Genomic DNA, 26623 nt, shown 5'->3' on the forward strand with positions numbered 1-26623 from the left:
CGATCCATCCCTGTCCGGTCACAAAGGATGCTCCGCCCGCGCAGCCGGAGCATCTGGCAACGAGGCTACTTCAGGAAGCCCTTTTCCTTCAGGTAGCCCTCGGCAACGGACTTCGCCGGTTCGCCATCGACCTGGATCTTGCCGTTCAGCTTGCGCAGCTCATCGGCGGTCAGGCTCTTGAAGATCGGTGCGAGCACGACCTCGATCTTCGGGTTCGCCTTCAGCACTTCCTCGCGGATGATCGCGGTCGGCGCATAGACCTGCTGGACGTTCTTGTCGTCCTCGAGAACGGTCAGTTCCGCGGCTTGGATCGCACCGTCAGTGCCATAGACCATGGCCGTGTTGGCGCCGTTTGTCTGATCGGCGGCGGCCTTGATGGTCGCGGCTGTATCACCGCCGGAAAGGACGATTTCCTGGTCCGGCTTCAGCGTGAAGCCATAGGTCGTCTGGAATGCCGGAAGCGCGCCGGCCGAGTTGATGAATTCGGCCGAAGCCACGAGCTTCGCAGCGCCGCCACCGGCGACCCACTTGCCGAAATCCGACATGGTCTTCAGCTTGTTCGGGCCGGCGACATCATTGCGCACGGCAAGCGCCCAGGTGTTGTTGGCCGGCGATGGCGTCAGCCAGACGATCTTGTTGGCATCGTAGTCGAGCTTCTTGGCGAGATCGTAGCCCTGCTGGAGGTTCTTCCAGGCGGCGTCATCGGCCTTGTTGAAGAAGAATCCGGCATTGCCAGTGTATTCCGGATAGATGTCGATTTCGCCGGCGGTGATCGCCTTGCGAAGAACCGGCGTCGTGCCGAGCGCAACGCGGTCCTGCGTCTTGATGCCGTTTGCATTGAGCGCCAGCACGATCACGTTGCCGAGCAGCGTGCCTTCCGTATCGATCTTCGATGAAACCACGACGTCTGCGGCGTGGGCCGCGCCTGCCGCAAAAGCGGAAAGCGAAACGGCAAGAGCGAATTTCTTCAGCATGGATTGTCCCCTTGATTTACACCGTTTGACTGCGCGGAAGACCCTGGCGGAGGCCCCCAACGTATGAAACCACCGGCGAAAGCAGCGTTGCTGCGATCATCCCGGAAATACGTGCGTGATGGAAATAGCGTTCGCGTTCGAAAAATCGATGCAGGCCTCTCCAGTTTTGCGGTCGCGGCGTGATTATGGAGGTGAACACAAACGCTTGCGCGAAAATGCATTTCCTTTTCCATCGCCGTCGCGATTTGTTTTTGTTCCCTTGCGCGTTTCCGCAGATGTCCGGTGCTCTTTCCGTGGTTCTACTGCCACGCCCGGTTTTGTTCTTGACAAGAAACGATAGCCTTCCGATTTCGCGGCAGGGATATCTTTTTTAGCGAACACGTCATATCGTTCGATTTTTCATATTGTTACGGAGAACGCGGTTGCAACTCGGCACGTTGTTTGTTGCTAGTCGGGTGCTGTCATCAGGCTCGGTGAGGGAGACGGCACGCGCCCTTTCACTTGCGGCATCGACGGTTTCGACGGCAGTCCGCAATCTTGAAACCGAGCTGGCACTGAAGCTGACAGAGCGTAGTTCCGGCGAGCTCGCGACGCTGCTTGCCAGCGACGACGTCCGTGAAAAGCTCCTGCCGATCGTGCGGTCGGCCGAGACATTGGCGGAATGGATGGGAAGCGACAGACCATCGCGCCTGCCGTTCAAGATCGCCACGATGGAGCGATTTCTCGAAGTCGCGGACCAGGGCAGCATCAACCGGGCGGCACGGCGGCTAAAGCTTGGTCAGCCACAGCTTTCGCTCCAGATCGCGACGTTGGAGAAGGCGGTGGGTTATCGACTGTTCGAGCGGCAAGCTCAGGGCTCCGCGCTGACCGACCGGGGGAGTGAAATCTATGCCATCTTCCAGGCCATCACCCAGGGATGGAATGACCTGAAGGCATCCGCAGACGAACGCTATCAGCGCACGGCGCGGTCGCTACGCATCGGTTCGATCATTCCAACAGGATCAGAAAGCTGGGTGGCGCGATGCCTTGGGACGCTGGTCGCCGAGTGGAATGCCAGCCGCAGCAAAAACGCGATCTCGCTGGTGTTGATGACGGCGGATGATTTGCGCGAAGCCCTCAAGGCTGGCCGCATTGATGTTGCAATTCTCGACTCCGTCTTCGGGCTCGAGCGTTTCAGGCACCGTGAATTGCTGCAGACGAACATGGTTCTTATCGCACCACTGCAGAGCCGCGAGCGGACCGTAACCGAACTTGTCGAAAGTCACGCGATCTGCACGCCGAGTTCCCGAACCGGCCTCGGACACGCCACGATGGCGCTGAGTCATGAGCGCGCCAACAATCGCCGCTACCGGAACCAGGATATCACGGCGGCTGACTCGCTGCCTGTCATCGTCGACCTTGTGGCCAATCACGGCTACATCTCGTTTCTTGGCCGCGTCAGCGCCATGCCTATTGCCGATAAGGTTCGGATCGTCGAGCTCGATGAGTATATTCCGATGTCCTATCACGTTGCCTTCAACCATCGGAAAGCCTCGGCTGACGCAAGCGCCATGATCATCGATGCCGTTGCCAAAATAATTGCCAGGCCCGTCGCGCAAGAGAGCGCCTTCGCTTAAAGAGACAGCGGCGGACAGGGAGATTCGAACGTGAGTGTTTTGCTGGAAGTATGTGTGGACAGCCCACAGGGCCTTGCGGCCGCGATCGCCGGCGGTGCCAACCGGATCGAGCTCTGCTCGGCTCTAGAGCTCGGCGGACTGACGCCGGTTGCTGGCCTGATGAAGGCTGCGGCTGCCGCGCCTATTCCTGTCTATGCGATGATCCGGCCGCACGCGGGCCCCTTCGTATTCGATGAGGCTGACGAAGAGGCGATGATGGCCGATATCGATGCCGCGCGCGCTTTTGGGCTCGCCGGGGTTGTCATCGGTGGCAATCGTTTGGATGGTGCGCTGGACGTACCGCTGATCAGTCGGTTAAAGGCGCGCGCCGAGGGCCTTGGATCGACCCTTCACCGCGCCTTCGATCTCGTCCCTGATGCCGATGCAGCGCTGGAACAGGCGATCGAGCTTGGCTGCGAGCGCATTCTGACGTCCGGCTGTGTGCCGAAAGCGATCGACGGTTTGGAGACGCTGGGCCGTCTCTCCCGCAAGGCGGCCGGCCGCATCTCGACCATGCCCGGCAGCGGCGTGCGTCCCGGCAACGTGGGCGAGATACTGAGGGCTACAGGCGCAAGAGAGGTTCACGCCTCCTGCAGCTCACGGATCGACAGCATCGATCCACGGGCGGTTGCCTTCGGCTTCGAAGCACCGACGACCAACCGGACGGATGCCGACGTCGTCCGTCAAATGCGCGCGGCGATCGACGCGCTTTAGGCGCTGACCTCGATGACCGCCTTGATCAGGCCGCTCTTTTCGTGAGCCCAGCGTGCCAGGTCTCGCGGCGCGTCGGCGAGCGTCGTGCGGTGGGTGATCAATTGCTCGACGGGCACGAGCCCTCTGGCGATCGAATCCGCGACATGCTCGAAATCCACGCGCGTCGCATTGCGGCTGCCGATCACCATCATTTCGCGCTTATGAAACTCCGGATCGGAGAAACGGATGTCGTCCTTGACGACGCTGACCAGGACCAGCGCGCCGCCATGGGCGACGAAGCTGAAAGCCTTCTCCATCGACGGGCCATAGCCGGTGGCATCGAAGACGACATCGAAACCATCGCGGTCGGTCTTCGCCTTGACAGCTTCGGAGGCGCCTTCGCCGGCAACGATGCCCGAGGAGAAACCAAACCGATCGGCGGCCATCTGCAGTCGTTCCTGACTGGTGTCTAGCAATGTGACCTCATGCCCGGCAATCCGCGAAAAGATCGCCGCGCCCAGCCCGATTGGACCGGCGCCGATAACGAGTGAGCGTGATCCGGCCGGCGCCATGGAACGGCGAACCGCATGGGCGCCGATTGCGAGGAACTCGGTGGTGGCCGCAGCCTCCAGGCTCACGCCCTTTGCAGCGTAGAGATTGCCTACGGGGACGCTGATCTCGTCGCAGAACGCTCCATCCGTATGGACGCCCAGCACCTTGATATCGGTGCAGCAATTCGGTTTGCCCTGGCGGCACGCAACACAGCTGCCACACGAAAGATACGGATTGACGATGACGGGCGTGCCGACCGCCATGGCAACACCGTCACCTGCTTCCAGAACCGTTGCCGAGATCTCGTGCCCCATCACACGCGGATATTCGAGGAACGGATGCTTGCCCTCGAAGATGTGGTAGTCCGTGCCGCAGATTCCGACATGGCTGACCGCAAGCCGTACCCAGCCGGTGTTAGGCGTGCCGGGGGAAGGGCGTTCCACGAGTTCGAGGACACCGGGTTCTTGGCAGAGCACTGCTTTCATAATTGTCTCGCATTCCTGAAATGGAAGAAGCCGGCCTTGGGGCCGGCTCCATATGTCGCTGGCAGCTTACGGATTGCGGCGGCGGCGCAGCTGGTCGAAGTAGACAATCACGATGATCAGCAGGCCGGTGATGATACGCTGCCAGAACGAATTGACGTTAAGCAGGTTCGCGCCGTTGTTGATCGTCGCCAGAATGAAGGCGCCGATGAGCGGCCCCTGGACCGAACCGACGGCGCCGAACAGGCTGGTGCCACCGATTACCGAGGAGGCGATCGCCTGCAGTTCCCATCCGTCGGCCTGCGTGGCGTTGCCAATCGCGATACGTGAGGCAAGCAGAACGCCGACAAAGGCAGCAAAGGTCGCGGAAAGAATGTAGGCGAGATAGATGATGCCGTTCACCCGGACGCCTGAGAGGCGCGCCGCTTCGCGGTTCGAACCGACAGCGAAGAGGTAGCGCCCCCAGCGGCTCAGGTGCAGGAAGACATAGGACGGGACCGCGACGAGAATGACCATCCAGAACAGGCTCGGCACGCCGAGAAAGTCGGCGCGGGCAAAGTTCGTGAAGGGCTCGTTGACGATGTTGATAGTCGAGCCGTTGGTGATCAAGAGCCCGATACCGCGGAGCGACGTCAGCGTCGCGAGCGTGATGATGAAGGGCGGCAGCCCCATTTTGACGATGCCGAAGCCATGGAACACGCCGATGCCAACGCCGATCAGCAGCGTTATCAGGATGGATGCCCAGACCGGCACGCCTGCCTGCAGCAGCCAGGCAAGGATAACGCTGGTGAAGCCGACAATTGCTCCCACCGAAAGGTCGATGCCGGCTGTGATGATCACGAAGGTCTGGCCAAGAGCCAAAATCGCCGTCATCGCGCCTTGGCGCAAGAGGTTGGAGATATTCAGCGGCGTCCAGAAGCTGGCGGTGACGAATCCGAGAACGATCCAAAGGAAAGCCAGCAGACCGATAAGGGTCAGGCCGAAGAGGATGTTCACTTTCCGGCGCGGGGGCGGTGCGGCGATCTCGGTGGGGGTTGCGGTCATTGGTTTTCTCTCCCTCTTGTTCTTTTAGACGCCGATCGCTTCGCTCAGCACTTCTTCATGCGTTGCTGCGTGGAAGTCGTGGCTCGCCACAAGCTGGCCGCGGCGGAATACGTGCAGCCTGTCGGCAAGTTCATAAACTTCAGGCAGATAGGAGGAGATCAGGATGATTCCGGCCCCCTGTTTCAGAAGCTTGGCGAACAGCCGGTAGATTTCCGCCTTGGTGCCAACATCGACGCCCACGGTCGGCTCGTCGAAGATGAAGAGCCGCGCGCCATAGCTCAGCCACTTGCCGATGACGACTTTCTGTTGATTGCCGCCGGACATGGCCGAAACCAGAACGCGCCGGCTGGGCGTCTTGATCGCGAGGTCACGGATCTGCTGGTCGGCATTCTGCGTTTCCTCGGAGTGGCTGATGACGGGACCCTTGCTCAGCCGCTTGAAGACCGGAAGATTGATGTTGAGCCCGATCGGCAGATTGAGGCAAAGACCCTGGTCGCGACGGCTCTCCGGCGCAAGCGCGATGCCGAGTTCCATCGCGGCACGTTCGTCCTTGATATCAACCTTCTTGCCCATCCAGTGGATTTCACCGGACGTCGTCTTTTCCCGGCCGAAGAGGCCAAGCGCGAATTCGCTGCGTCCGGCGCCGATCAAGCCATAGAGGCCGACGATCTGCCCAGCCTTGACCGAGAGCGAGATATCCTCGAAGCCCGGTCCGGAAAGCCCGCGCACGTCGAGGATGGTGTCTCCGATCGGGATTTCTTCCTTGTGATAAATCTGCTCGATTGAGCGGTTGATCATCAGGGCGATCAACTCGGCCTCGTTCGTCTCGCCGATCGTGCGCGTGCCGACATGCGTACCGTCACGCAGCACCGAAACGCGATCCGCGAGCTCGAACACCTCTTCCATGCGGTGGCTGATGTAGACGATCGTCACGCCTTCGCCCTGCAGACGGCGGATCAGCTTGAAAAGCTGCGCGGATTCCTGGCGGGTCAGGTAAGCGGTCGGTTCATCGAAAATCAGAAACTGGGTGCCGCGCATTGCGGCGCGTGCCGTCGCAACAAGCTGCTGCTGACCGATTGTCAGGTCGGCGAGCGGTACGCCGGCGGGCAGTCCGAAGCCGAGATCGTCGAGGACGGCCTGCGCCATCTTCTCCATCTCGCGCTTGCGCATCAGACCGTATTGATTGACCTCGTCGCCGAGAAAGAGGTTGGCCGCCACCGTCAGATGTGGACAAAGGACAACTTCCTGATGGACGGCGTTGATGCCGCGGGCGATTGCCTCATTGGGCGTTGCTAGCGCGACTGGGTGGCCGCACCAGAGTATCTCGCCGGCCGTTCTGGTGATAACGCCCGTCAGCAGCTTGATCAGCGTCGACTTGCCGGCGCCGTTCTCACCGACAATCGCGTGGATCTCACCCGCCAGGAACGTCATCGTCGCCGGCTTTAGCGCCTGGACGTAGCCGTAATTCTTCTGCAATCCCTTGAGTTCGAGGATCGGTGTGCCCGCCGGAATGCGGTTTGCCTCCGTCAGCGTGGCGCTATCATCGTGTCGATGACTGACCTCTTCCAGGCTCATGGGCGTCTCCTCCTCGCGAATTGCCTGCCATCTCCCACCCGCCGTCGGCGCTCTGCGAACGATAACACAGGTGACAGAAAGGCCGCGCGGAGATTCTCCCGCGCGGCCATCGTCAGATGATTACTTGACCTTGGGGTTCAGCAGAGCGTCGATCTTCGGATCGCTCATGTTGGCCTTGGTGACCAGGTTGGCGCCGGTATCGACCTTCTCTTCGACCTTCTCGCCCTTGGAGACGGCAAGCGCCGTCTTCACGCCGTCATAGCCCATGCGGTAGGGATCCTGAACAACGAGACCAGCAAGAGAGCCGTCCTTGAGGAAGCCGACCGTCTTGTCGTCGCTGTCGAAGGCGATGACCTTGATCTTGTCGCCGAGCTTGTTTTCCGCGATCGCCTGGCCGACGCCCTGTCCGAGGATGAGGTTCGAGGCGAAGACGCCTACAAGGTTCGGATTGGCGGTGATCAGGTCGGTCATCATGTTGAGACCGGTCGTTGCCTGGCCGTCACCGTACTTGTCGGCGATGACCTTGAGGCCGGGATGCTTCGTCTTCACCTGGTCGAGGAAACCTTCGCGGCGCTGCTCGAGCGAGCCGACGCCAGGCAGGTTGGTGAGGATGACGACTTCGCCTTCTTCCTTGCCGGTCATTTCCTTGATGGCTGCGGCAAGGCCGTCGGCTGCAATGCGGCCGCCCTGAACGTTGTCGGTCGTCAGGAACGACTTGAATGCCTTGGAATCGGCAGCCGAGTCGATGCCGATGATCGGAACGGACTTGGCGGCTTCATCAATCGGCTTGCCAAGGGCCTTGAATTCAGTCGGCGAGATGACGATTGCAGCCGGCTTGCCGGCGACGGCGTTCTCAAGAATGCTGATCTGGCCGTTAACGTCGGATTCGGCCTGTGCACCGAGTTCCGGCACGTTGACGCCGAGATCCTTGCCAGCCTTGCGGGCACCGGCCAAAACGATCTGCCAGTAGAAGGACGTCGTGTCCTTGACGATGATCGGGATCGTCACATCAGCCGCGAACGACGTCACCGGCATTGCGGTGGCGATGACAGCGGCGCCCGCAAGAGCCGTGAAGGCTCGGCGGGAGAGAATGGATTTCATGCGCATGCGGTTCTCCTCCAAAGTGCGTTCTCCTCCAAGCAAACCGTACCGCTGAACGCGTGCGGACGATTTTTATCGATAAAAAACAGTTTCATCAGAAGCTAGCCGAGCCAAAGTCAAATTGCAAGTAGCTTCGCAGGCTCCATTGTCGTTTCTTTGTCTATCGCAAGTAGTTGTTTTTACAGATGTTCAACCCTGACCTAAAGTTCCGTCAGCCGCGATAGATTTCATGCGGGTGAACGACACCTTTCTTCAAAATCAAGTTACCGTATAGCCGGAATTCTGTCGTCGCCACGATGTAGGCGGCCGTGCGGGCACGCTCATAAAAGGTGAACCGCTCCAGAGAGGCGATCTTGAAGTCGCCAGCGCGCCTCGAGACGATTTCCTGAAATTCGGCGCAGACGTCGGGCACGGCGGTCGGATCGCCGACCACCTCCATGCGCCAGGCCGTTTCCTGCACGAAGGTATCGAGTGGAAAATGCGTCAGGATTGCCTCGGCCATATCGGTCGCGCTGACGCCGTCGGCGCGGATGACGTCCGGCCCCATCGTGCTCGAAGGGAAGTTGGCGTCGGCAATCACGATGTCGTCGCCGTGTCCCATGCGAGCGATCGCGCGCAGCAGGTCGGGATTGAGGATGGGGTGAATACCTCTCAGCATGGTCGATCCTTAAACACGCACGGCATCTTCGCCGAGCGGCGGCGCGACGAGCGTCAGAGCGTCGAATTCGGGGAAGATCGAGCCCGGCAAGGCGGGCTCGAAGAGTTCCATATTGCGCTTGAGGCTGGAAGCCTTTGCCGTGCCGATCAGTACGGACGAGACAAGCGGATCGCGAAGCGGAAACTGCAGCGCCGGGGCGGCCAACGGCACGCCATGCTTGACGGCGATCCTCTCCATGCTCGCGACCTTGGCGAGTACCTCCTCTGTTGCCGGCATGTAGTCGAAGTGCGAGCCGGCCACAGGTCCTGTTGCCAGGATGCCGGAATTGAAGACGCCGCCGACGACGAGTGATGTTCCCTTCTTCCGGCAGAGCGGCAGAAGCTCTGCTTCCGCCGACCGGTCGAGCAAGGTGTAACGCCCGGCCATCAGGATGCAATCGATGTCGGCATTGCGCATCACATCGAGGCAGACCGGAACCTCGTTGACGCCGAGCCCGAAGGCCTTGATCGCGCCGGAGGACTTCAGTTGTTCGAGCGCCTTGATGCCGTTATCCAGGAACTGCTTCTGAAGGACGGCGTTTTTCGCCGCGCCATGAGTGTAGCCGCCGAGATCGTGGACATAGAGAATATCGATCCGGTTCAGTCCGAGACGGGCATAGCTGAACTCCACCGAGCGCATGATCCCATCGTAGGAATAGTCGTAGTCCGCATCGAAAGAGAGCGGATCGACGTAGCTGTAGTCGGGAACCGTTCCCGTTGGCACTGGGCGTAGCAGCCGGCCAACCTTGGTCGAAAGCACCCACTCCTTTTCCGGCTTGTCACGCAGGAAATCGCCAAAGCGACGCTCGGCAAGGCCAAGGCCATACCATGGTGCGACATCGAAGTAGCGAATGCCGCTGTCCCATGCAGCCTCCAGCGTCTCCATGGCCTGCTCGCGCGGGCAGGTCCGATACAGGCCGCCGAGTGCCGCGCCACCGAAGCTAACTTCGGTGACCTCAAGCTCCGTCTGGCCGATCCTCCTCGTCTTCATCATTCCTCCTCGGAAGACTTGATATGCATGTGATTTAGAGCGTCGCGCCCAGATGCCACGGCACGAACTCATTGTCGCCGTAGCCGAATTCTTCGCTCTTCGTCTTCTTGCCCGATGCCGTGTCGATGATCAGGTTGAAGATCTCGCGGCCCTTGGCGCTGATCGTGGCGTCGCCCGTGGCGATCGTACCGCAGTCGATATCCATGTCCTCTTCCATCGAGGCATAGAGAGCAGAATTGCTGGAAAGCTTGATCGAAGGCGCCGGACGGCAGCCGAAGCAGCTGCCGCGGCCGGTGGTGAAGGCGATCATGTTCGCGCCGCCGGCCACCTGACCGGTTGCGGAGACTGGGTCATAGCCGGGAGTATCCATGAAGACGAGACCGGGCTCAGTGACCCGCTCGGCGTAGCCGTAGACAGCGGTCAAGGGCGAACGACCACCCTTGGCGACGGCGCCCAATGATTTTTCGAGAATGGTCGTCAAGCCGCCGCGCTTGTTGCCCGGCGACGGGTTGTTATCGAGCGATGCGCCGTGCATCGCCACGTACTTCTCCCACCAGGCGATCTTGTCGTCGAGCTTCCTGGCAACCTCGTCGTTGACGGCGCGGCTGCGCAGCAGGTGCTCAGCACCGTAGATCTCCGAGGTTTCGGAGAGGATTGCCGTGCCGCCGGCAGCCGCCAGAAGATCGGCGGCAACGCCAAGAGCCGGATTGGCGGTGATGCCGGAAAAGCCGTCCGAGCCGCCGCACTGCAGGCCGATGATGATGTCCCCGATCGGCAGCGCCACCCGCTTTTCCTTGCCGACATCCTGGGCAATCTCGCGCAGCATACCCATGGCGCGCTCAACGGCGCGACGCGAGCCGCCGGCATCCTGGATGTTGAAATGGCGCTTGGAGTTGCCGGCGCCGCTCTGGCCGTAGAGGGTGAGCTGGTTGACTTCGCAGCCGAGCCCGATCATCAGCACGCCGCCAAAATTCACATGCCGCGTATAGCCCGCAAGCGTCCGGTGGAGGACCGCCATGCCGTCGCCGGTGGAACTCATGCCACAGCCCTGGTCGTGGACGATTGGCACGAAACCGTCGATGCCGTCGAAATGCGGCAGGATCGTCCGGTTGGCCTCGTCGGCGATCGCCCGACAGACCGTGGTGGAACAGTTCACGCTGGCAATGATGCCGATGTAGTTACGCGTCGCCGAGCGGCCGTCGGCGCGGCGATAGCCCATGAACGTGCGCGCTCTGTCCGCGGTAGTTGCTTCTTCCGGCGCCGAGTTGGCGGTTGCCGCAAGACGATCGTTCTCGAAGTGCAGGTTGTGGCTGTGAATATGGTCGCCGGCCTTTACGTCCGCTGTCGTGCGTCCGATTGCCTGCCCGTATTTGACGACGGGCTGGCCAAGCGGAATGTCGGTGAGGGCGATCTTGTGGCCGGGGTCGATCTTCTCGCGTGTCTGGATGCCGGCGACCGTCGCGCCGGAGGGGATCGCCGCCGTTGCGACCGCAACGTTGTCGCCGGCAGACAAGATGATCCAAGGGTCTTTGGTCAACATTCTTCTCCCTAGGGAAACACTCGCTGCGTCGGCGAATGCTCATTGATTTTGTTTTTTATCTACAATAAACATTTTCAAGTCAACGGGATTATTGATCCTGTGGACGAGGGAGGCAAACAGCCGCATGCGATCCAAAATAAGATAAGGATTGCTGAGAGATAAGCTTCTGCCACGCTTGGCGCCGCGCCTGTGCGGCCAGCCGATCCGTGTTGCCAGAGCAAGAGGGCGGGGTGCGTATGGCAAGGCAGAACACAGTCTTCAAGGAAGCCTACAACCGCTATGCCGCCGCTTTACGGGCGGATGCAGCATTGCCGTCGGAGCCGGAGATCGCAGCTCAGCTCGGCATCAGCCGCAGCACTGCGCGCGCCATCCTGACAAGGCTCAGCGATGCCGGCATCATTCGCTGGAACAAGCGCCAAAAGGTCGTCCTTCGGCAGCCGACGGAAGCCGATTTTTTCCCCACGGAAGAGACGGATTCGCTGCACGACATCATCGAGCGCAGCTTTATGCAGCGTATTCTTTCGGATGATGCCGCACCAGGCATGCAGATCAACGAACTGGAACTCGCCCGCGAAATCGGCACCGGCACGACCAGTGTTCGCGAGTTCCTGATCCGCTTTTCGCGGTTCGGCCTGATCGAGAAGCGCCCGAACAGCCACTGGATTCTCAAGGGCTTCACACGCGATTTTGCACTTGAACTCGCAGACGTGCGCGAGATGTTCGAGCTGCATTCGGCGGCGGAATTCGGCAAGCTTCCGCCTGAGAGCGACGCGTGGCGCGCGCTGTCGGACATCAAGGCGGATCATCAGGCCATGCTGCGCGACCTCGATACGCGCTACAAGGAGTTCTCCACCCTCGACGAACGCTTCCACCTGCTCATCCACGCAGCTTCGAAGAACCGCTTCATTGCCGACTTCTACGACGCGATCGCGATCATCTTTCACTATCATTACCAGTGGAACAAGGCTTTCGCCCGCGAGCGCAACGAACGCGCGATCCACGAACATCTGGACTATATCGCCGCACTGGAATCACGTGATCAGGCAGCGATCGATGTCGCCTGCCGCCTGCATCTGCGCTCGGCTCGGCAGACGCTGCTGCAATCGATTCCGCTGACGCCCTCCGATGAGGTCCGGGCGCAGGAGTGACCGCGAAAGAAGCCCGATCGAGGCCGGGTTCAGTCTTATCCGCGAGGGTGGTCGCCTGTCGCAAAGAGGAAGAGGGGGGAAGTTCGCGGCTGCTTGGGGGGTGGAGAGAGGCTCCCGCCAGTGATGAAACCCGCCCTCCGCGGCCATGAGACACATCGTCTATTGACCGCCCACAATTAAACGAAGTTCTTCATCGCGTCGAAACCAGGAATTTGCGATAGCTCCAAAAATTCCACGACGTCGACTCTGCGTAGCCCACTTTCTAACCGGGCTGCAAACGACTGATATCTACTACGTTCAAGGCAAAATCCGCCTGCGTGAGGTTCGTCGTCTCGCGCTTCGCATGTAACAGCGCAATAGGCGCTTTGTGTCCTCAGTGCGACGAGATCGGCATCGACGATCTGCGCGACTAAAAGATCATCGCCTTTTCCTGCGACGACACCTGATCGCTGGTCTCGGCTGGGCTTGGCATCGGCTTTGCGCCGGAATGGATGCGTGATCTTCCCAACCGCGCCTTTGCACTGAAGCGGGTGAAGGGCATCGACTGCGGATCGGGCTGGTTGTTGCCTGGAACCGAGAAGATCCGGCCGCCTCGCGGGACAATATCATCGACATCGCAAGGTCGCTTGCGCTCGGGCGGTGACAGAGACGGGCGGTACGGGCGGCGGGTTCGGCTCGGTCTTTCGCGGTGCTGCCGTGAGCCGCCGATTGCTCACCTGCCTGACCGCGTCGAATATCCGCCCTGATCCCGCGCCTCGCGTCCTGCCCGGCTTTGAGGTCCTGCCGGGCCCGCGCCGGCCCGCAACGGCTTTGCCGTCCTCCACTGTCGTTGCGGCCCTTGCGGGTGCCGGCCGGCGCTCAAGGCCCGGCTTTTGGACCGATGGGATCACGCATGATTTTACCAACAAGCAGGGTGTGGCACATGCCGAGATCGTGCTGCCCGACGGTGTCGATGCGATGTGGGCGCGGGATCGAGCGGCGCTGTGGAACGCGGCCGAGCGGATCGAGCCACGCAAGGATGCGCGTGTCGCCCGCGAATTCGAGATCGCGCTCCCGCATGAACTAACAGTTGACCAGCGGCTGGCGCTGACACGGGCCTTCGCGCAGGATCTCGCAGACCGCTATGGCGCGGCGGTGGATTTTGCCATTCACAGGCCGCACGAACAGAGCGACGTGCGCAATCATCATGCGCATCTGTTGATGACGACACGGCAGGTGAACGAGGAGGGTCTTGGCGCCAAGACCTATATCGAGCGCGAGAACAAGTGGCTGTTATCGAACGACCTGCCGACATCGCACATGCAGCTTGGCGATATCAGGCTGGCCTTCGAGCAGCACGCCAACCGGCATCTGGCGATGGCGGGTCTGGATATCCGCATCGATCATCGTTCGCATCAGGAACATGGGCTCGAGATTGAACCGACCGAGCATATGGGCGTGCATGCGACGCAGCTGGAGCGGCAAGGGATGGCGGTGTCGCGGGCGCGGCTGGATGCGGCGGCGGCGCGGCGCAATGCCGATCTGATCCGGGAGAAGCCGGAACAGGTCCTGACGCTGATCACCAACGAGAAGAGCGTCTTCGACCGGCATGACGTTGCGCGCACGCTGCATCGCTACATCAATGACGATATTCAGGCATTCCAGAATGCCTTTGCCTCGGTCATGGCGTCGCCGGCGCTGGTCGAGCTGCAGCCGGAGCGGATCGACGACGGAACCGGTGAGATCGAGCTGGCGCGCTATTCGACGCGGGAGATGGTCGCGCTCGAAAGCGCCATGGCCAGGCGGGCGAGAGTTTTGGGAGAAACCCGCGGCCATGGCGTTGATCGTCGTCATGTCGATCGGGCAATAGCCAGGCAGAACGCGGCGATCCGCTCAAGTCTGATGGCGTCCGTTTCCCCAGGAATGGAGCGAGACGGCAAAGATGGCGAGGCGAAGCGGATGGAGGCTGGGCTTTCCGAACAACAGCGTCGTGCCATCGAGCACATCACCGGAGCGGAGCGGATCGCTGTGGTCGTCGGCTTTGCCGGTGCCGGCAAATCCACCATGCTTGCGGCGGCGCGCGAGGCGTGGGAAGCGCAGGGGTATCGGGTGCATGGCGCGGCTTTGTCGGGGAAGGCGGCCGAGGGGCTGGAGGAATCGTCCGGCATTGCCAGCCGGACATTGGCGTCCTGGGACTATGGATGGCAGGCCGAACGCAATCAGCTTAACCGTGGCGACGTGTTGGTGATTGACGAGGCCGGGATGATTGGCAGCCGGCAGCTCGCGCGGTTCATCGGGGAGGTCGAGGCACGCGGTGCGAAGATCGTCCTTGTCGGTGATCATGAGCAGTTGCAGGCGATCGGAGCCGGCGCTCCGTTCCGGGCGATTGCCGAGCAGATTGGTCACGTCGAACTTTCGGAAATCCGACGCCAACGCGAGGACTGGCAGCGCGAGGCGTCCGTCGCCTTCGCAACACACCGCACGGCGGAAGGATTGGCTGCTTACTGTGAGCACGGCGACATCCGGTTCAGCGACACGAAAGACGATGCTCTTGCCGAAGTGGTGGGCGACTATCTCGCTGATCGCAACCGGTGGCCGGAGGGAACCCGGGTTGCGATGGCGCATCGTCGGGCCGACGTGCGGGCGATCAACGCCAGGATCCGATCAACCCTGCAGGAGCGCGGCGAGCTGGCACGAGGCGCGGTCGAGAGCCAGGAGCTCGGGCGCGAGATCAGCTATTCGACCAACGACGGCAAGCGGAGTTTTGCGCCGGGCGATCGGATCGCGTTCCTGGAAAACAACCGTGAGCTTGGCGTCAGGAACGGCATGCTCGGCACGGTCAAGAGCGTCGAGACCGGCCAGATCGTCGCGAGACTTGACGGCCGGGGCGACCACATCGTTGTGCCGACCGCCGACTACAGGGCGATCGATCACGGCTATGCCACGACGATCCACAAGAACCAGGGCGCGACCGTGGATCGTGCCTATGTGCTGGCGTCCCGGACGATGGACCGGCATCTGACCTACGTGGCCATGACCCGGCATCGTGACGGGGTCCATCTTTATGCAGACAGGCAAGAGTTCGTCGACCGCAACGCCGGTCGCCTGCTCGCGCACGGCAAGGCTCCTTATCAGAATAATCCTGGCAATCGTGACAGCTATTACGTGACGCTGGAAACCGAGGCTGGCAGGAAGCATACGGTCTGGGGCGTGGATCTCGAACGGGCGATGGCCAAGCTGCGGCCCGCGATCGGCGACACGGTCGGCCTCGAGCATGTCGGCTCGGAGACGGTGCGGCTTCCCGATGGCAGCACGGCCAAGCGCAATGCCTGGAAGGTGCATGGTGCCGAGGCGCTCGCCTATCGGCAATTGGAAGACCGGCTGAGCCGCTCCGGCGTCAAGGAAACGACGCTCGATTACACCAGGAACTTTGCCGAACGGCGCGGCATTGCGGCGCGGTTCGGCGCTGAGAGTGAGATCGACCTTGCTCCCGCCGCAAAGGCCGGTCCTCCCCGTGAGGATCCTGCTCATTCATTGCAGGAGCGGACGGAGCATGCCGCGACGCAGCGTCGCGGCATGTTCGATGGCCTGCAGCTGAAACCGGCGCAGGAAGCCTCTCCGGAGGTTCCTGAGCGCAGTGAGAGAGCGGGGAGCTTGCAGCCTTCCGGGTTCGAGCGGGCGGTGAACCGCTATGCCAGGGCCTTCGAGGCGGCCCACCGAAACCAGCAGGCGGGCCTGCCGATGCTGGAAGCCCATAGACAAGAGTTGCGGCAGGCCGGGCTTGGGCTCGACCAGGCGCGGGCGGGATCACATCAGCTGATGCGATCGGCCTTGCAGCATGATCCTGAGGTTCAAAACGCCATGACGCAACGGTCGGGCCGTACGCGTGTCGGTGAACTCATCGCCGGTATGAAGCGGGAAGGGGCCGCGCTGGCGGATCCCGATATCAGGGCTGATCGTTTCGTCGCACGTTGGCAGGAGTTGCGGGGTGAGCACCAGGCGCTTTCCGGCCGGCAGCATGACGAGGCTCGCCAGAAGATCGAGAATGAGATGCGCGGGATGGCGAAGAGCCTGGAGCGCGATCCGCAGGTCGAATCCATCCTGCAAAACCGGACGCAGGATCTTGGCATCCGCCGTGAGCGGCAGAATGAAAGCCTCGCCCGGGACATTGACCGGAGTTTGTCAGAACGCCGCGATCTCGGGCCGGAACGATAGGAGCTGCCGAATGAGTGGTCAGGGCGACGGATACGAAACCGAGGACGAGCGTGACGCCGGCGATCCGGCGCAGGCCTTCGATGCACTGCGGCTGACGGTCGAAAAACTGGTCCGCGAGGTTGGCGGCGAAATGACCGTCATCCGCAAGGGTGTCGAAGCGGCCTTCGAGACATTCGAGACATTCCAGCAGCCGAGCGACTATGGTCCTGACCTCGGGCGGATCGTAAAGCAGCTTCAGACCGTCGCCGAGCATCTCGAGGCGGTCGAGAAATCACCGGCCTTGCGCAACGGTGCGGATCACTATGCTCGTGCGATCGAGGCAGCCGGGAGCCGGGTTTCGGACAATGTCGGGCGGATGATCGAGACCAGAGGACGCGAACTCCAGCATGTCTCGGCTGTGCTCGAAGGCTATATCAAGAGCGCGCGTGATCGCCGCACGCAGGATTGGGGGATGTTGGGCACGGCTGTGGCCGGCCTGATGCTTGGCGTGCTGTTGACGCTGTTTGCGCCGCGCCTGCTTCCCGGCTCCGTCGATATCAGCGTCGCCTCGACCGTCATGAACGCCGATCGCTGGAATGCCGGGATCGCTCTCATGCGGTCGAAAGATCCCCGCGATTGGCAGAATCTCGTCGATGCCAGCAATCTCGTGCGGGCCAACCAAGAGGCGCTTGCCGCCTGTGCCGAAGCTGCCGCCAGGGCGAAGAACGATCAGCGCTGCACGATCAGTGTTTCGGGGGGGAGAGGAAGTGACAGGCGTGTATTACGATCGGCTCAGTCTAACGCATTCCCCTCTCACTACTGTACGCCAAGCAAGCCGTTCGGCACCTTAAGTGCCTAAGAAGAATGGTGCCGCTTACGTGACTCGAACACGTGACCCCATCATTACGAATGATGTGCTCTACCGACTGAGCTAAAGCGGCAATCCTGCGGCCGAACGATGCGGCCCGCGATTTGCATGGCGCTGATACAGGCATTGTTTGAAGATTTCAAGCGCCCTGTCATCTCTTCGGCAAAAAAGAAAAGCGCTGTGGAAATCCGTGGCCAGTCCCTAAAGTGACAGGCGCGTCCGGGCGGCCGTATATTCGGCCTCGAGCCGATCGACGAGCCTCCCGACCGGTTCGATCGCCTTGATGGCGCCAATGCCTTGTCCGCTGCCCCAGATGTCCTTCCAGGCCTTGGCGCCGCTGACGGCCTGTTCGAAATCCATCTTCGAGGGATCGGCGACCGGCAGGTTGTCGGGGTCGAGGCCGACGGCTCGGACCGACGGCTTGAGATAGTTGCCGTGTACGCCGGTGAAATAGTTGGAATAGACGATGTCGTTCGCCATGCCGTCGACAATCGCCTGCTTGTAGGCGTCAGAGGCCCGGGCTTCCTCGGTTGCGATGAAGGGAGTGCCTACATAGGCCATGTCGGCTCCCATGGCCTGCGCCGCGAGGATGGCGCTGCCATTGGCAATCGCGCCGGCAAGCAGCAGCGGCCCGTCGAACCACTCGCGGATTTCCTGGACGAGGGCAAAGGGCGAAAGCGTGCCGGCATGGCCCCCCGCGCCAGCCGCAACGGCGATCAGTCCGTCGGCACCCTTGCGGATGGCCGAGCTGGCATGACGGTTGTTGATGACGTCGTGAAGCACGATCCCGCCGTAGGAATGCACGGCGGCGTTCACCTCCGGCACGGCGCCGAGCGACGAGATGACAATAGGCACCTTGTATTTGACGCAGAGCCTGAGGTCATGCTCCAGCCGCTTGTTCGACATATGGACGATCTGGTTGACGGCAAATGGGGCAGCCGGGCGTCCAGGGTTTGCGGAGTTGTAGTCGGCTAGTTCCTCGGTGATCATGGCAAGCCACTCGTCGAGCTGGCTTTCCGGCCGCGCGTTCAACGCCGGAAAGGCGCCGACGATCCCGGCCTTGCACTGCGCCAGGGTCAGCGCCGGGTGCGAAATTATGAAGAGCGGCGAGGCGACGACCGGCAATCTGAGATTTCGGGTCAGGATCGGGGGCAGGGCCATTGGACACCATGAGAATTGACGTTTACGAAAACGTCAATGTGATAGCAGAGAGTTTGGCGGAGGAAAAGCTCGCTCTATCGATTCCACAAATATAGGCTATTCTTGCAAGGACATAGGACGGCCTGCGGCAACCCCGCGTTATCCCCTGCCGATGCGACCTGCAGGCCGAGCGAGGCTTGCGATTTGCCGTAGCAGCGGTTACCGCATTTACGAATTGTTAAGTACTGGCCCAGTCTCAGAATAAAGGACCGGACGTGAGTGGATTAGAAACGGCTATCAGAACGGCGCTCAGCAATGCCGATCGGGACAATCCCGAAGTCCGTGCAAAGATTTACCAGTCCGCGCGTCAGGCTCTCGAAGCTGGTCTTCGCAAACAGGACATCACCGACACGGAAGCGGTTGCCTATCACCGTCACCGGCTCGAGACGACGATCCACAGGATCGAAGCGGAGGAGCGCGAGCGCCTTCATCCGCGGCAGGGGCCGCCGGAAGTTCCCGTTCCACCGGTGGTGGAAATACAGGAGCCTGTTGGCCATTTGGCAGAGGACGACGTGGCGAGCGTTTCCATCGGCGGTGAAACCCGCGGGCATTCGGTCACGGACTCGCGCTTTGACGACGGATCCAGCCTCGCCGGCGTACATGCTGGCAGCGGTGATCATCTGGGCGTCGCGCAGGCTGCTGAGGCGCCGGCAGCGGAGCGAAAGCCGGCCCAGATGGACTTTCGGCCGGAGCGTGCGGCGGTTCGTCGTAAGCCGCGCAAGTTCTTCTCCCGGCTGCTTGTCGCCTGCGTGCTTCTCGCCTTCATCGGCATGGGCGCCTGGTGGGTGTACTCTTCGGGCCTGCTGAAGAGCGCGGCTGAGCGGGATACAAGTGTCGCCAATCCGCCGGCGAGCACCCAGCCGGAAGACTTCGACGGCGTCGAAGGCAACGGCAACGAGAGCGCTGCCGCAGGCGACAATGCGGCACCGGTTACGATCGATCCGCAGAACTCGTTTTCTGCTGACTGGATCGAGGTTTTCAAGCCGTCTGACGCGGATAAGATCAAGACAGGCGCGAAATCTCAAATCCAGAAAGTCGCCGAAAACGATGGCCCAGCCGTGCGCCTGATCTCGCAGAGCAACGCCAGTGATGGCAACATCACCATCAGCGTTCCAGCCGATGTGCTGCAGCAACTGGCCGGCAAGTCTTCGACAATTGCGATCACGCTGCAATCGACCTCCGATGAGGCGACCCAGATCACGGTGGAATGCGATTTCCAGTCGCTCGGCGACTGCGCTCGCCATCGCTTCACTGTTACCCGGCAGAAGTCTGATGTGCTGCTCCAGGTGCGCTTCGATCGATCGCTGGCGCCGAACTCTGCCGGCAGTCTGATGATCAACAGCGACGTCGATGGCAAGGCGCGCGGCATCAACCTCTACGCCGTGCGGATCCTGCCGGGACAGTAAGCTATTTCAGGAAATCGGGACCTGAGCCGATGATCTTCTCGTCGAGCTTGCCGACCGCGTCCCTGTCCTTGCCGTCGTAATCCATCGTCTTAAGCATATGACGAATGAGGTTCAGCCGGGCCCGGCGCTTGTCATTGGCATGGATGACTGTCCACGGCGCGTATTTCGTATGCGTTTCCTCGAGCATCCGATCGCGCTTTTCGCTGTAGTCGTCCCATTTTGTCAGCGCCGCGATATCCATCGACGACAGCTTCCAGATCTTGAGTGGATCGTGGCGGCGATCGTGGAAGCGCTTCAGCTGCATTTCCCTGCCGATGTCGAGATAGAATTTGAAGAAGAAAATGCCCTCGTGAGCGATGACCCTCTCGAGCAGAGGCGCCTGGTTCAGGAAATCCTCATATTGCTTGGGCGTGCAGAAGCCCATTACGGGCTCGACACCCGCACGATTGTACCAGGACCTGTCGAAGAGCACGAACTCGCCTGCTGTTGGAAATTGTGCGATGTAGCGCTGGAAATACCATTGTCCGGCTTCGCGCTCGGTAGGCTTGGTCAGGGCGACCACGCGGATAAGGCGAGGATTCATGTGGGCCGATGAGGCGGCGATCGCACCACCCTTGCCCGCCGCATCTCGTCCCTCGAAAAGCGCCATGACGCGCTTGCCGGTGGCTTGCAGCCAGAACTGCACCTTCACTAGCTCGATCTGCAGCTTTTCCAGTTCCTCAAGGTATTCCTCTTCCTTGAGCTTCTTGTTGTAGGGAAAGTCGCCTGATTGCAAAGCCGCTTCGTCGACCCAGTCCGGCAGCACGGGGTTATCGACATCGAAGACGCGCTTCTTTCCGCCAATGTCCAGTTCAATGGCCCTGCTTTCGACATCGTCGGCCATGGCGTTCTCCCCGCTCCGCGTTTCGTTGAGCACAGGCGACCATATTTCCCGTTAAAAATCAAATATCTTGCAGATGGCGAAAATTCCTGTGCGTTCCTGTTGCGCCGTCTCCCTCCGCTGGTTGCAGTCGAAAACTTCTGTCATGATTCATCGCTATCAGGCAGAGTTTGAAGACAAAAATACGAGCCGAGATCGCGAGGGGCAGTTGGAAGACAAAACGCCATGGACACGAAGCCTGCTTTTGCGCATTCGCCAGGAACGCCCCGTCCTGCTCGTGGCTTTACTGATCGCCTTGATCGCTCTTGCTTCCGGCGTGAACAAGTGGGCTGTGCTCGGTCTTCTGCTGATCGTGATCCTCACCGCCTTGTGGCACGCGGTTCCGGTTGTTCGTCAGGAGCCGCCGCAGCCGGTTCCTGAAGACGTCGAAGTCCTTCGCAGCCGCCTGCCGGAGGTTTCCGCGACGTTGGCCGCGTTGGACATCCCGGTCATGGTCCTTTCCGGTGACGCCTCCGTTCTCTATCAGAACCGAGCGGCGGAAAAGGCGTTTGGCGAGGTGTCCATCGGCGCGCACATTTCGGCACGCCTCCGTTCTCCAGGCATTCTCGACATGATCGGCGAAACGATCGCCACGAACACGCCGAACCAGATCGAGCACTCCGAACGGCTGCCGTCCGAACGCGTTTATGTCGTTCGAAGCGCGCCAGTTGAGCTCAGCGACCAACAGGCAACGGGCGAACGCTTCTTCGTCTTGTCCTTCCGGGATATTTCCGAAGTCCGCCGGATCGACCGCATGCGCTCCGATTTTGTCGCCAATGCCAGCCACGAGTTGCGCACGCCGCTTGCGTCGCTGCGCGGGTTCATCGAGACCATCCAGGGGCCGGCAAAGAGCGACGCGAAGGCGCAGGAGCGGTTTCTCGGCATCATGCTGGATCAGGCCACCCGCATGAGCCGCCTCGTCGATGACCTGCTGTCCCTTTCGAGGCTGGAACTGAAGTCGCATATCGCCCCGGACGAAAAAGTCGATCTCGTTCCTTTGCTCGGGCATGTTAGGGATTCGCTGGTGCCGCTTGCAAATGACGTCGGGGTCGAGATCGCGCTGCATCTTCCGCAAGGCACGGCAGAGGTGCTCGGTGATCGCGATGAGCTAGTTCAGGTCTTTGAAAACCTCATAGAAAATGCGTGCAAGTATGGACAGGAGGGCAAGACCGTCGATGTGTTCCTGAAGAACGGTCAGGGAGAGCCGGTGGAAGTTACCGTGGTCGACAAGGGACCGGGCATTCCAGCCGAACATGTGCCTCGCCTGACGGAGCGATTTTACCGCGTGAGTATTGAGGATAGCCGCTCGAAGAAGGGCACCGGGTTGGGCCTTGCTATCGTCAAACACATCCTAACGCGTCACCGCGCACGCCTGATCGTCAAGTCGGAAGTCGGTAAGGGAACGAGCTTCACCGTGCGGTTTTGACATAAAACTGCAAACGTCTGCCGATGCGTTATAGTTTTGTTGAATAAATTCAAACACATAGACCGTCACAAATGTTTCATCGAATTGACATAAAAGCTCTAGTCATCAGAGGCTAAAGAGAGCGTGCCGCTGATAAGACGGCACCGCCGACGGCCACAGGCCGCACTCAGACCGCAATATGCCCGGGAGATTGTTATGAACGCTTTTAAACTCACGGTCGCAGCACTTGCCGCTTCCGCCGCTTTCGCTGGCGCGGCCGTTGCTCGCGACCAGGTTCAGGTTGCAGGCTCGTCCACCGTCCTGCCTTACGCCAAGATCGTTGCCGAAACCTTCGGCGAAACCTTCAAGGACTTCAAGACGCCAGTCGTTGAATCCGGCGGCACGGGCGCTGGCCTCAAGGAATTCTGCAAGGGCGTCGGCCCGGAGAGCATCGACGTTGCTAACGCTTCGCGTCCGATCAACGCCAAGGAACTGGAAGCCTGCAAGGCAGCCGGCGTAACCGACATCCAGGAAGTCAAGATCGGCTACGACGGTATCGTCTTCGCTACCGACGCTTCCAACCCGGACGTCGCCTACGTCCCGGCAGACATCTACAAGGCTCTGGCCGCTCAGGTCGTCGTCGACGGCAAGCTCGTCGCCAACCCGTACAAGAAGTGGTCGGAAGTCAACCCGAAGCTCCCGGCTGTTGACATTGCTGCCTACATCCCGGGCGAAAAGCACGGCACGCGCGAAGTCTTCGAACAGAACGTTCTCGCAGCAGGCTGCAAGGCTTCCGGCGCTCTCGACGTCATCAAGGCTTCGATCTCTGACGCTGCTGCTCAGACCAAGGCTTGCGTCGCAGTTCGCAAGGACGGCGCTGCTGTCGACATCGACGGCGACTATCCGGAAACGCTGGCACGCATCGCTGCCAACAAGACTGGCGTTGGCGTCTTCGGCCTGTCCTTCTATGAAAACAACGCCGACAAGCTAAAGGTTGCGACCGTCAACGGTATCGTTCCGTCGACCGAGACCATCTCGAACGGCACGTACCCCGTTTCCCGTCCGCTGTTCTTCTACGTCAAGAAGGCACACCTCGGCGTCATCCCGGGCCTGAAGGAATACGTCAACTTCTTCGTTTCCGACCAGATGATCGGCCCCGACGGCCCGCTCGCTGAATACGGCCTCGTCGCTGCTCCGGATGCAGAGCGCGACGCGATCCGCAAGAGCGTTGAAGACGGCAAGACCATGTAATGACCTTTGCCGGCGCGATCTTGATGATCGCGCCGCATTGCCTTGTCTGCGCCATCGCGGAGGGCATTTGAAATTCTCCATGATTGGGAGCCGGATCGGTCCGCCTGCCGTTTCCGCTTTTGAGGTCAGAGGGCCTGGGGACCTTACGAATGAGTACATCCGTCATACTCCTGTGCCTCGTGGTGTTGGGCGCCGTTGCCTTTCTGGCAGCCCGCAGCCGCGCTACGGCACTTGTTGGAGGCAAGTCCTCTGCGCTGCATTCACGACCGGGCTACTATGGTGCCTATGCCGCCATCTGGGCGATCTTGCCGGCCCTGATCGTGCTTTGCGCCTGGCTGGCGATCAGCCCTTCCATCATTGAATCCTCGGTACGCGGCGCTTTCCCGGATGAAATCAAAGCGCAGCCTACTGCGCAGCAGAATTTGAACTACGGTATGGTCAGCGCGATCGCGCGTGGCCTGCCGATGCTCACTGCCGATGAGATCATCGGCGCTGCCAGCGATCCGGCAGGCCTCCAGGCAAAGCTTGCTTCGAAGGGCGTTCCGCTCGCCGGTCAACCGCAGCCCTACATGATCGTGGCAGCACAGAAGCTGAATGCCGAATCCGGCTCCAGCCGCCTCGTGATGACGGCGATCGTTCTCGTTCTTGCGGTAGCCGGCGCATTCTACGCGCTCCGGGAAGTCGCGCCGCGGTTCCGGGCACGAAACCGCGTCGAGCGCGTCATGCTCTGGGGTCTCCTGTTGGCATCGTCGATCGCCATCCTGACGACGATCGGTATCGTTCTGTCGATGCTGACGGAGGCAGCCCACTTCTTCGCGGCCGTTCCTGCCGCAGACTTCTTCTTCGGAACGGTGTGGGATCCGCGCTTTGCCGGCGCTGGCAGCTCGTCCTTCGGGCAGTTCGGCCTGATCCCGCTGTTGCTCGGCACGCTCTATATCGGCTTTGTCGCAATGCTGGTCGCGGTGCCCGTCGGCCTCTTCGCGGCAATCTACATGGCCGAGTACGCTGCTCCCAGGGTCCGGTCGATCGCCAAGCCGCTGCTCGAAGTCCTCGCTGGCATTCCAACGATCGTTTACGGCTTCTTCGCTCTTGTCACCGTCGGCCCGTTCCTGCGCGACCTGTCTTCGCAGGTGAGCGGCCTGCTCTCCGGCAACTATACGAACTTCATTCAGGCGCAGAGCGTCCTGACGGCGGGTATCGTCATGGGCATCATGCTGATCCCATACGTTTCGTCGCTGTCGGACGACATCATCACCGCCGTGCCGCGTGCACTCCGCGATGGTTCGCTCGGTCTCGGCGCGACGCGCTCGGAAACGATCAAGAAGGTCGTGCTTCCCGCAGCGCTGCCCGGCATCGTCGGTGCGCTTTTGATGACCGCATCGCGAGCCATCGGCGAAACCATGATCGTCGTATTGGCGGCGGGCGTTGCGGCGCGCATCCAGCTCAATCCGTTCGAGCCGATGACGACAGTGACGGTCAAGATCGTCAACCAGCTGACCGGCGACCTCGAGTTCACCTCGCCGCAGACGCTGGTCGCCTTCGCCCTTGGCATCACGCTGTTTTGCATCACGCTTTGCCTCAACATCTACGCGCTCTACATCGTGCGCAAATACCGGGAGCAGTACGAATGACGGATATTGTTTCTCCGGTTCAGGGCGTTGTCGTTTCGAAGGCGCCTGAACGTCGTGATATCGGCCTGAAGCGCCGCTATGCCGCTGAACGCCGGTTCCGTGCCTATGGCATAGCCGCGATTTCCTTTGGCCTGATCTTCCTGGCGATCCTGCTGACGAGCATCATCAGCAAGGGCTATACGGCCTTTCAGCAGACGGCGATCACGTTGCCGATCGAATTCAGCGAGAAGGTACTTGATCCGAACAACAAGCGAGCGGCTGACCCGTCCGTTCTGGTCGCTGCGAACTACCCGGTTCTCATCCGCGACGCGATGATCAAGGCACTGAACCTCAATGCGTCGAGCCGTCCGGATGTCCGTGACGCGACCGCGATGGTTTCCAAGGGTGCGCCGATCCAGTTGCGTGACATGGTCGTTGCTGATCCGTCGTTGATCGGCAAGACCGTCAATGTAACGCTGCTTGCCGACGCCAACATCGACTCTGCCAACAAGGGTCAGATCGACCTCAAGGTCGACGAAAAGAACCGCAAGGTGAACGATAAGCAGGTTGGCTGGATGAACCAGCTGGCCGAGAGCGGCGCCCTGCACAAGAAGTTCAACACCGGCCTTTTCGTCAACGGCAACTCCAGCCGTCCTGAGGCCGCGGGCCTCGGCGTCGCGCTGATTGGCTCGCTCTACCTGATGCTGATCGTGCTCGTTCTCGCGCTGCCGATCGGCGTTGCCGCGTCGATTTACCTTGAAGAGTTCGCCCCGAAGAACAAGCTTACGGACCTGATCGAGGTGAACATCAACAATCTTGCAGCCGTTCCCTCGATCGTCTACGGCCTGCTGGGTCTAGCCGTCTTCATCAACTTCGCAGGCCTGCCGCGCTCGGCGTCTCTGGTCGGCGGTCTCGTGCTGACGCTGATGACCTTGCCGACGATCATCATCGCCACTCGCGCAGCGCTTCGCGCCGTGCCGCCGTCGATCCGGGCGGCTGCCCTAGGCCTCGGCGCCTCCAAGATGCAGATGGTTTTCCACCACGTGCTGCCGCTGGCGATGCCCGGCATCCTGACCGGCACCATTATCGGCCTGGCGCACGCGCTCGGCGAGACCGCGCCGCTCCTCCTGATCGGCATGGTCGCCTTCGTTGCAAACGCTCCGGCAACGCCGATGGAGCCTTCGACGGCCCTGCCTGTGCAGGTCTATATGTGGGCCAACGAAGCCGAGCGCGCCTTCGTCGAGCGCACGTCGGGTGCCATCATCGTCCTGCTCCTGTTCCTGATTGTCATGAACTTCGGAGCCATTCTCTTGCGTCGTCGCTTTGAGCGCCGCTGGTAA

20 protein-coding genes, 1 tRNA gene and 1 pseudogene are annotated in these 26623 nt (G+C 61.0%); 11 read left to right on the forward strand and 11 right to left on the reverse strand.

From position 1 onward, the window contains the following. Positions 1 to 65: 65 nt before the first annotated feature. A complete protein-coding gene (locus tag ATY80_RS04555) occupies positions 66 to 974 on the reverse strand; it encodes an ABC transporter substrate-binding protein (protein ID WP_088691239.1) in 909 nt (302 codons plus the stop codon). 422 nt (positions 975 to 1396) lie between these two features. Here ATY80_RS04555 and ATY80_RS04565 point away from each other — a divergent pair, with 422 nt between their 5' ends. Continuing rightward, positions 1397 to 2590 (forward strand): LysR family transcriptional regulator, encoded by a 1194-nt coding sequence (locus ATY80_RS04565; protein ID WP_088691241.1) that lies wholly within the window; start codon positions 1397 to 1399, stop codon positions 2588 to 2590. Between the two features lie 30 nt (positions 2591 to 2620). Further along, positions 2621 to 3343: a copper homeostasis protein CutC gene (locus tag ATY80_RS04570; RefSeq protein ID WP_088691242.1), complete on the forward strand. Its 723-nt coding sequence runs from the start codon at positions 2621 to 2623 to the stop codon at positions 3341 to 3343. On the opposite strand, the gene ATY80_RS04575 is transcribed toward ATY80_RS04570, so the two are convergent. The 7 genes from ATY80_RS04575 to ATY80_RS04605 all read right to left on the reverse strand — a co-directional run bounded on the left by ATY80_RS04575 (position 3340) and on the right by ATY80_RS04605 (position 11300). Further along, positions 3340 to 4359: a zinc-binding alcohol dehydrogenase family protein gene (locus ATY80_RS04575; RefSeq protein WP_088691243.1), complete on the reverse strand. Its 1020-nt coding sequence runs from the start codon at positions 4357 to 4359 to the stop codon at positions 3340 to 3342. The two genes, ATY80_RS04570 and ATY80_RS04575, sit on opposite strands and share 4 nt — an antisense overlap. 66 nt (positions 4360 to 4425) lie before the next feature. After that, entirely contained in the window at positions 4426 to 5400 is a 975-nt protein-coding gene (locus ATY80_RS04580; RefSeq protein ID WP_088691244.1) for an ABC transporter permease, read from the reverse strand. A 24-nt stretch (positions 5401 to 5424) separates the two neighbouring features. Then, positions 5425 to 6975 (reverse strand): sugar ABC transporter ATP-binding protein, encoded by a 1551-nt coding sequence (locus tag ATY80_RS04585; protein ID WP_088691245.1) that lies wholly within the window; start codon positions 6973 to 6975, stop codon positions 5425 to 5427. Between the two features lie 120 nt (positions 6976 to 7095). Next, a complete protein-coding gene (locus ATY80_RS04590) occupies positions 7096 to 8082 on the reverse strand; it encodes an ABC transporter substrate-binding protein (protein ID WP_088691246.1) in 987 nt (328 codons plus the stop codon). Between the two features lie 205 nt (positions 8083 to 8287). Further along, positions 8288 to 8734 carry an RbsD/FucU domain-containing protein gene (locus ATY80_RS04595; RefSeq protein WP_088691247.1) on the reverse strand — a complete coding sequence of 149 codons (447 nt, stop codon included), beginning with the start codon at positions 8732 to 8734 and terminating at the stop codon, positions 8288 to 8290. 9 nt (positions 8735 to 8743) lie between these two features. Next, complete coding sequence (locus ATY80_RS04600) at positions 8744 to 9763, reverse strand: aldo/keto reductase (RefSeq protein WP_088691248.1); 1020 nt, start codon at positions 9761 to 9763, stop codon at positions 8744 to 8746. Positions 9764 to 9797: 34 nt separating this feature from the next. Beyond that, complete coding sequence (locus tag ATY80_RS04605; protein WP_088691496.1) at positions 9798 to 11300, reverse strand: altronate dehydratase family protein; 1503 nt, start codon at positions 11298 to 11300, stop codon at positions 9798 to 9800. Positions 11301 to 11539: 239 nt separating this feature from the next. Between ATY80_RS04605 and ATY80_RS04610 the strand changes: the two genes are divergently transcribed. The 4 genes and pseudogenes from ATY80_RS04610 to ATY80_RS04625 all read left to right on the forward strand — a co-directional run bounded on the left by ATY80_RS04610 (position 11540) and on the right by ATY80_RS04625 (position 17483). Further along, positions 11540 to 12451, forward strand: coding sequence for a GntR family transcriptional regulator (locus ATY80_RS04610; RefSeq protein ID WP_088691249.1), 912 nt, complete (start codon positions 11540 to 11542; stop codon positions 12449 to 12451). Positions 12452 to 12834: 383 nt separating this feature from the next. Beyond that, positions 12835 to 13094, forward strand: a pseudogene (locus ATY80_RS28525) (LysR family transcriptional regulator); the annotation flags it as partial. Next, the gene (gene traA, locus ATY80_RS04620; protein WP_280950664.1) at positions 13091 to 16645 is read left to right on the forward strand and encodes a Ti-type conjugative transfer relaxase TraA; all 3555 of its coding nucleotides are present in this window, start codon (positions 13091 to 13093) and stop codon (positions 16643 to 16645) included. The pseudogene ATY80_RS28525 and the gene traA, both read left to right, overlap by 4 nt. Positions 16646 to 16655: 10 nt before the next feature. Next, the gene (locus ATY80_RS04625) at positions 16656 to 17483 is read left to right on the forward strand and encodes a DUF6118 family protein (RefSeq protein ID WP_189637082.1); all 828 of its coding nucleotides are present in this window, start codon (positions 16656 to 16658) and stop codon (positions 17481 to 17483) included. 6 nt (positions 17484 to 17489) lie between these two features. On the opposite strand, the gene ATY80_RS04630 is transcribed toward ATY80_RS04625, so the two are convergent. Then, a tRNA-Thr gene (locus ATY80_RS04630) sits at positions 17490 to 17565 on the reverse strand. Positions 17566 to 17693: 128 nt separating this feature from the next. Then, positions 17694 to 18653, reverse strand: coding sequence for a nitronate monooxygenase family protein (locus ATY80_RS04635; RefSeq protein WP_088691250.1), 960 nt, complete (start codon positions 18651 to 18653; stop codon positions 17694 to 17696). Between the two features lie 254 nt (positions 18654 to 18907). On the opposite strand from ATY80_RS04635, the gene ATY80_RS04640 reads away from it, so the two are divergent. Then, positions 18908 to 20098 (forward strand): hypothetical protein, encoded by a 1191-nt coding sequence (locus ATY80_RS04640; protein ID WP_088691251.1) that lies wholly within the window; start codon positions 18908 to 18910, stop codon positions 20096 to 20098. A gap of 1 nt (position 20099) precedes the next feature. On the opposite strand, the gene ppk2 is transcribed toward ATY80_RS04640, so the two are convergent. After that, positions 20100 to 20981: a polyphosphate kinase 2 gene (ppk2, locus tag ATY80_RS04645; RefSeq protein WP_088691252.1), complete on the reverse strand. Its 882-nt coding sequence runs from the start codon at positions 20979 to 20981 to the stop codon at positions 20100 to 20102. Positions 20982 to 21123: 142 nt separating this feature from the next. Here ppk2 and phoR point away from each other — a divergent pair, with 142 nt between their 5' ends. The 4 genes from phoR (at position 21124) to pstA (ending at position 26623) form a co-directional block, all read left to right on the forward strand. Beyond that, a complete protein-coding gene (gene phoR, locus ATY80_RS04650) occupies positions 21124 to 22443 on the forward strand; it encodes a phosphate regulon sensor histidine kinase PhoR (RefSeq protein ID WP_088691253.1) in 1320 nt (439 codons plus the stop codon). Positions 22444 to 22638: 195 nt separating this feature from the next. Next, positions 22639 to 23673 carry a substrate-binding domain-containing protein gene (locus ATY80_RS04655; protein WP_088691254.1) on the forward strand — a complete coding sequence of 345 codons (1035 nt, stop codon included), beginning with the start codon at positions 22639 to 22641 and terminating at the stop codon, positions 23671 to 23673. Between the two features lie 149 nt (positions 23674 to 23822). After that, on the forward strand, positions 23823 to 25304 hold the full coding sequence (gene pstC / locus ATY80_RS04660) for a phosphate ABC transporter permease subunit PstC (RefSeq protein ID WP_088691255.1): 1482 nt from the start codon (positions 23823 to 23825) through the stop codon (positions 25302 to 25304). Then, positions 25301 to 26623, forward strand: a complete 1323-nt coding sequence (pstA, locus tag ATY80_RS04665; protein ID WP_088691256.1) for a phosphate ABC transporter permease PstA — start codon at positions 25301 to 25303, stop codon at positions 26621 to 26623. The genes pstC and pstA overlap by 4 nt, the downstream gene beginning before the upstream one ends.

Source organism: Rhizobium sp. R711, from assembly GCF_002211365.1.
GTDB lineage: Bacteria > Pseudomonadota > Alphaproteobacteria > Rhizobiales > Rhizobiaceae > Rhizobium.

Coding starts and splice junctions, on each gene's coding strand:
- ATY80_RS04555 (WP_088691239.1), bottom strand. CDS start 974: ATGCTGAAGAAATTCGCTCTTGCCGTTTCGCTTTCCGCTTTTGCGGCA.
- ATY80_RS04575 (WP_088691243.1), bottom strand. CDS start 4,359: ATGAAAGCAGTGCTCTGCCAAGAACCCGGTGTCCTCGAACTCGTGGAA.
- ATY80_RS04580 (WP_088691244.1), bottom strand. CDS start 5,400: ATGACCGCAACCCCCACCGAGATCGCCGCACCGCCCCCGCGCCGGAAA.
- ATY80_RS04585 (WP_088691245.1), bottom strand. CDS start 6,975: ATGAGCCTGGAAGAGGTCAGTCATCGACACGATGATAGCGCCACGCTG.
- ATY80_RS04590 (WP_088691246.1), bottom strand. CDS start 8,082: ATGCGCATGAAATCCATTCTCTCCCGCCGAGCCTTCACGGCTCTTGCG.
- ATY80_RS04595 (WP_088691247.1), bottom strand. CDS start 8,734: ATGCTGAGAGGTATTCACCCCATCCTCAATCCCGACCTGCTGCGCGCG.
- ATY80_RS04600 (WP_088691248.1), bottom strand. CDS start 9,763: ATGAAGACGAGGAGGATCGGCCAGACGGAGCTTGAGGTCACCGAAGTT.
- ATY80_RS04610 (WP_088691249.1), top strand. CDS start 11,540: ATGGCAAGGCAGAACACAGTCTTCAAGGAAGCCTACAACCGCTATGCC.
- ATY80_RS04625 (WP_189637082.1), top strand. CDS start 16,656: ATGAGTGGTCAGGGCGACGGATACGAAACCGAGGACGAGCGTGACGCC.
- ATY80_RS04635 (WP_088691250.1), bottom strand. CDS start 18,653: ATGGCCCTGCCCCCGATCCTGACCCGAAATCTCAGATTGCCGGTCGTC.
- ppk2 (WP_088691252.1), bottom strand. CDS start 20,981: ATGGCCGACGATGTCGAAAGCAGGGCCATTGAACTGGACATTGGCGGA.
- phoR (WP_088691253.1), top strand. CDS start 21,124: ATGATTCATCGCTATCAGGCAGAGTTTGAAGACAAAAATACGAGCCGA.
- ATY80_RS04655 (WP_088691254.1), top strand. CDS start 22,639: ATGAACGCTTTTAAACTCACGGTCGCAGCACTTGCCGCTTCCGCCGCT.
- pstC (WP_088691255.1), top strand. CDS start 23,823: ATGAGTACATCCGTCATACTCCTGTGCCTCGTGGTGTTGGGCGCCGTT.
- pstA (WP_088691256.1), top strand. CDS start 25,301: ATGACGGATATTGTTTCTCCGGTTCAGGGCGTTGTCGTTTCGAAGGCG.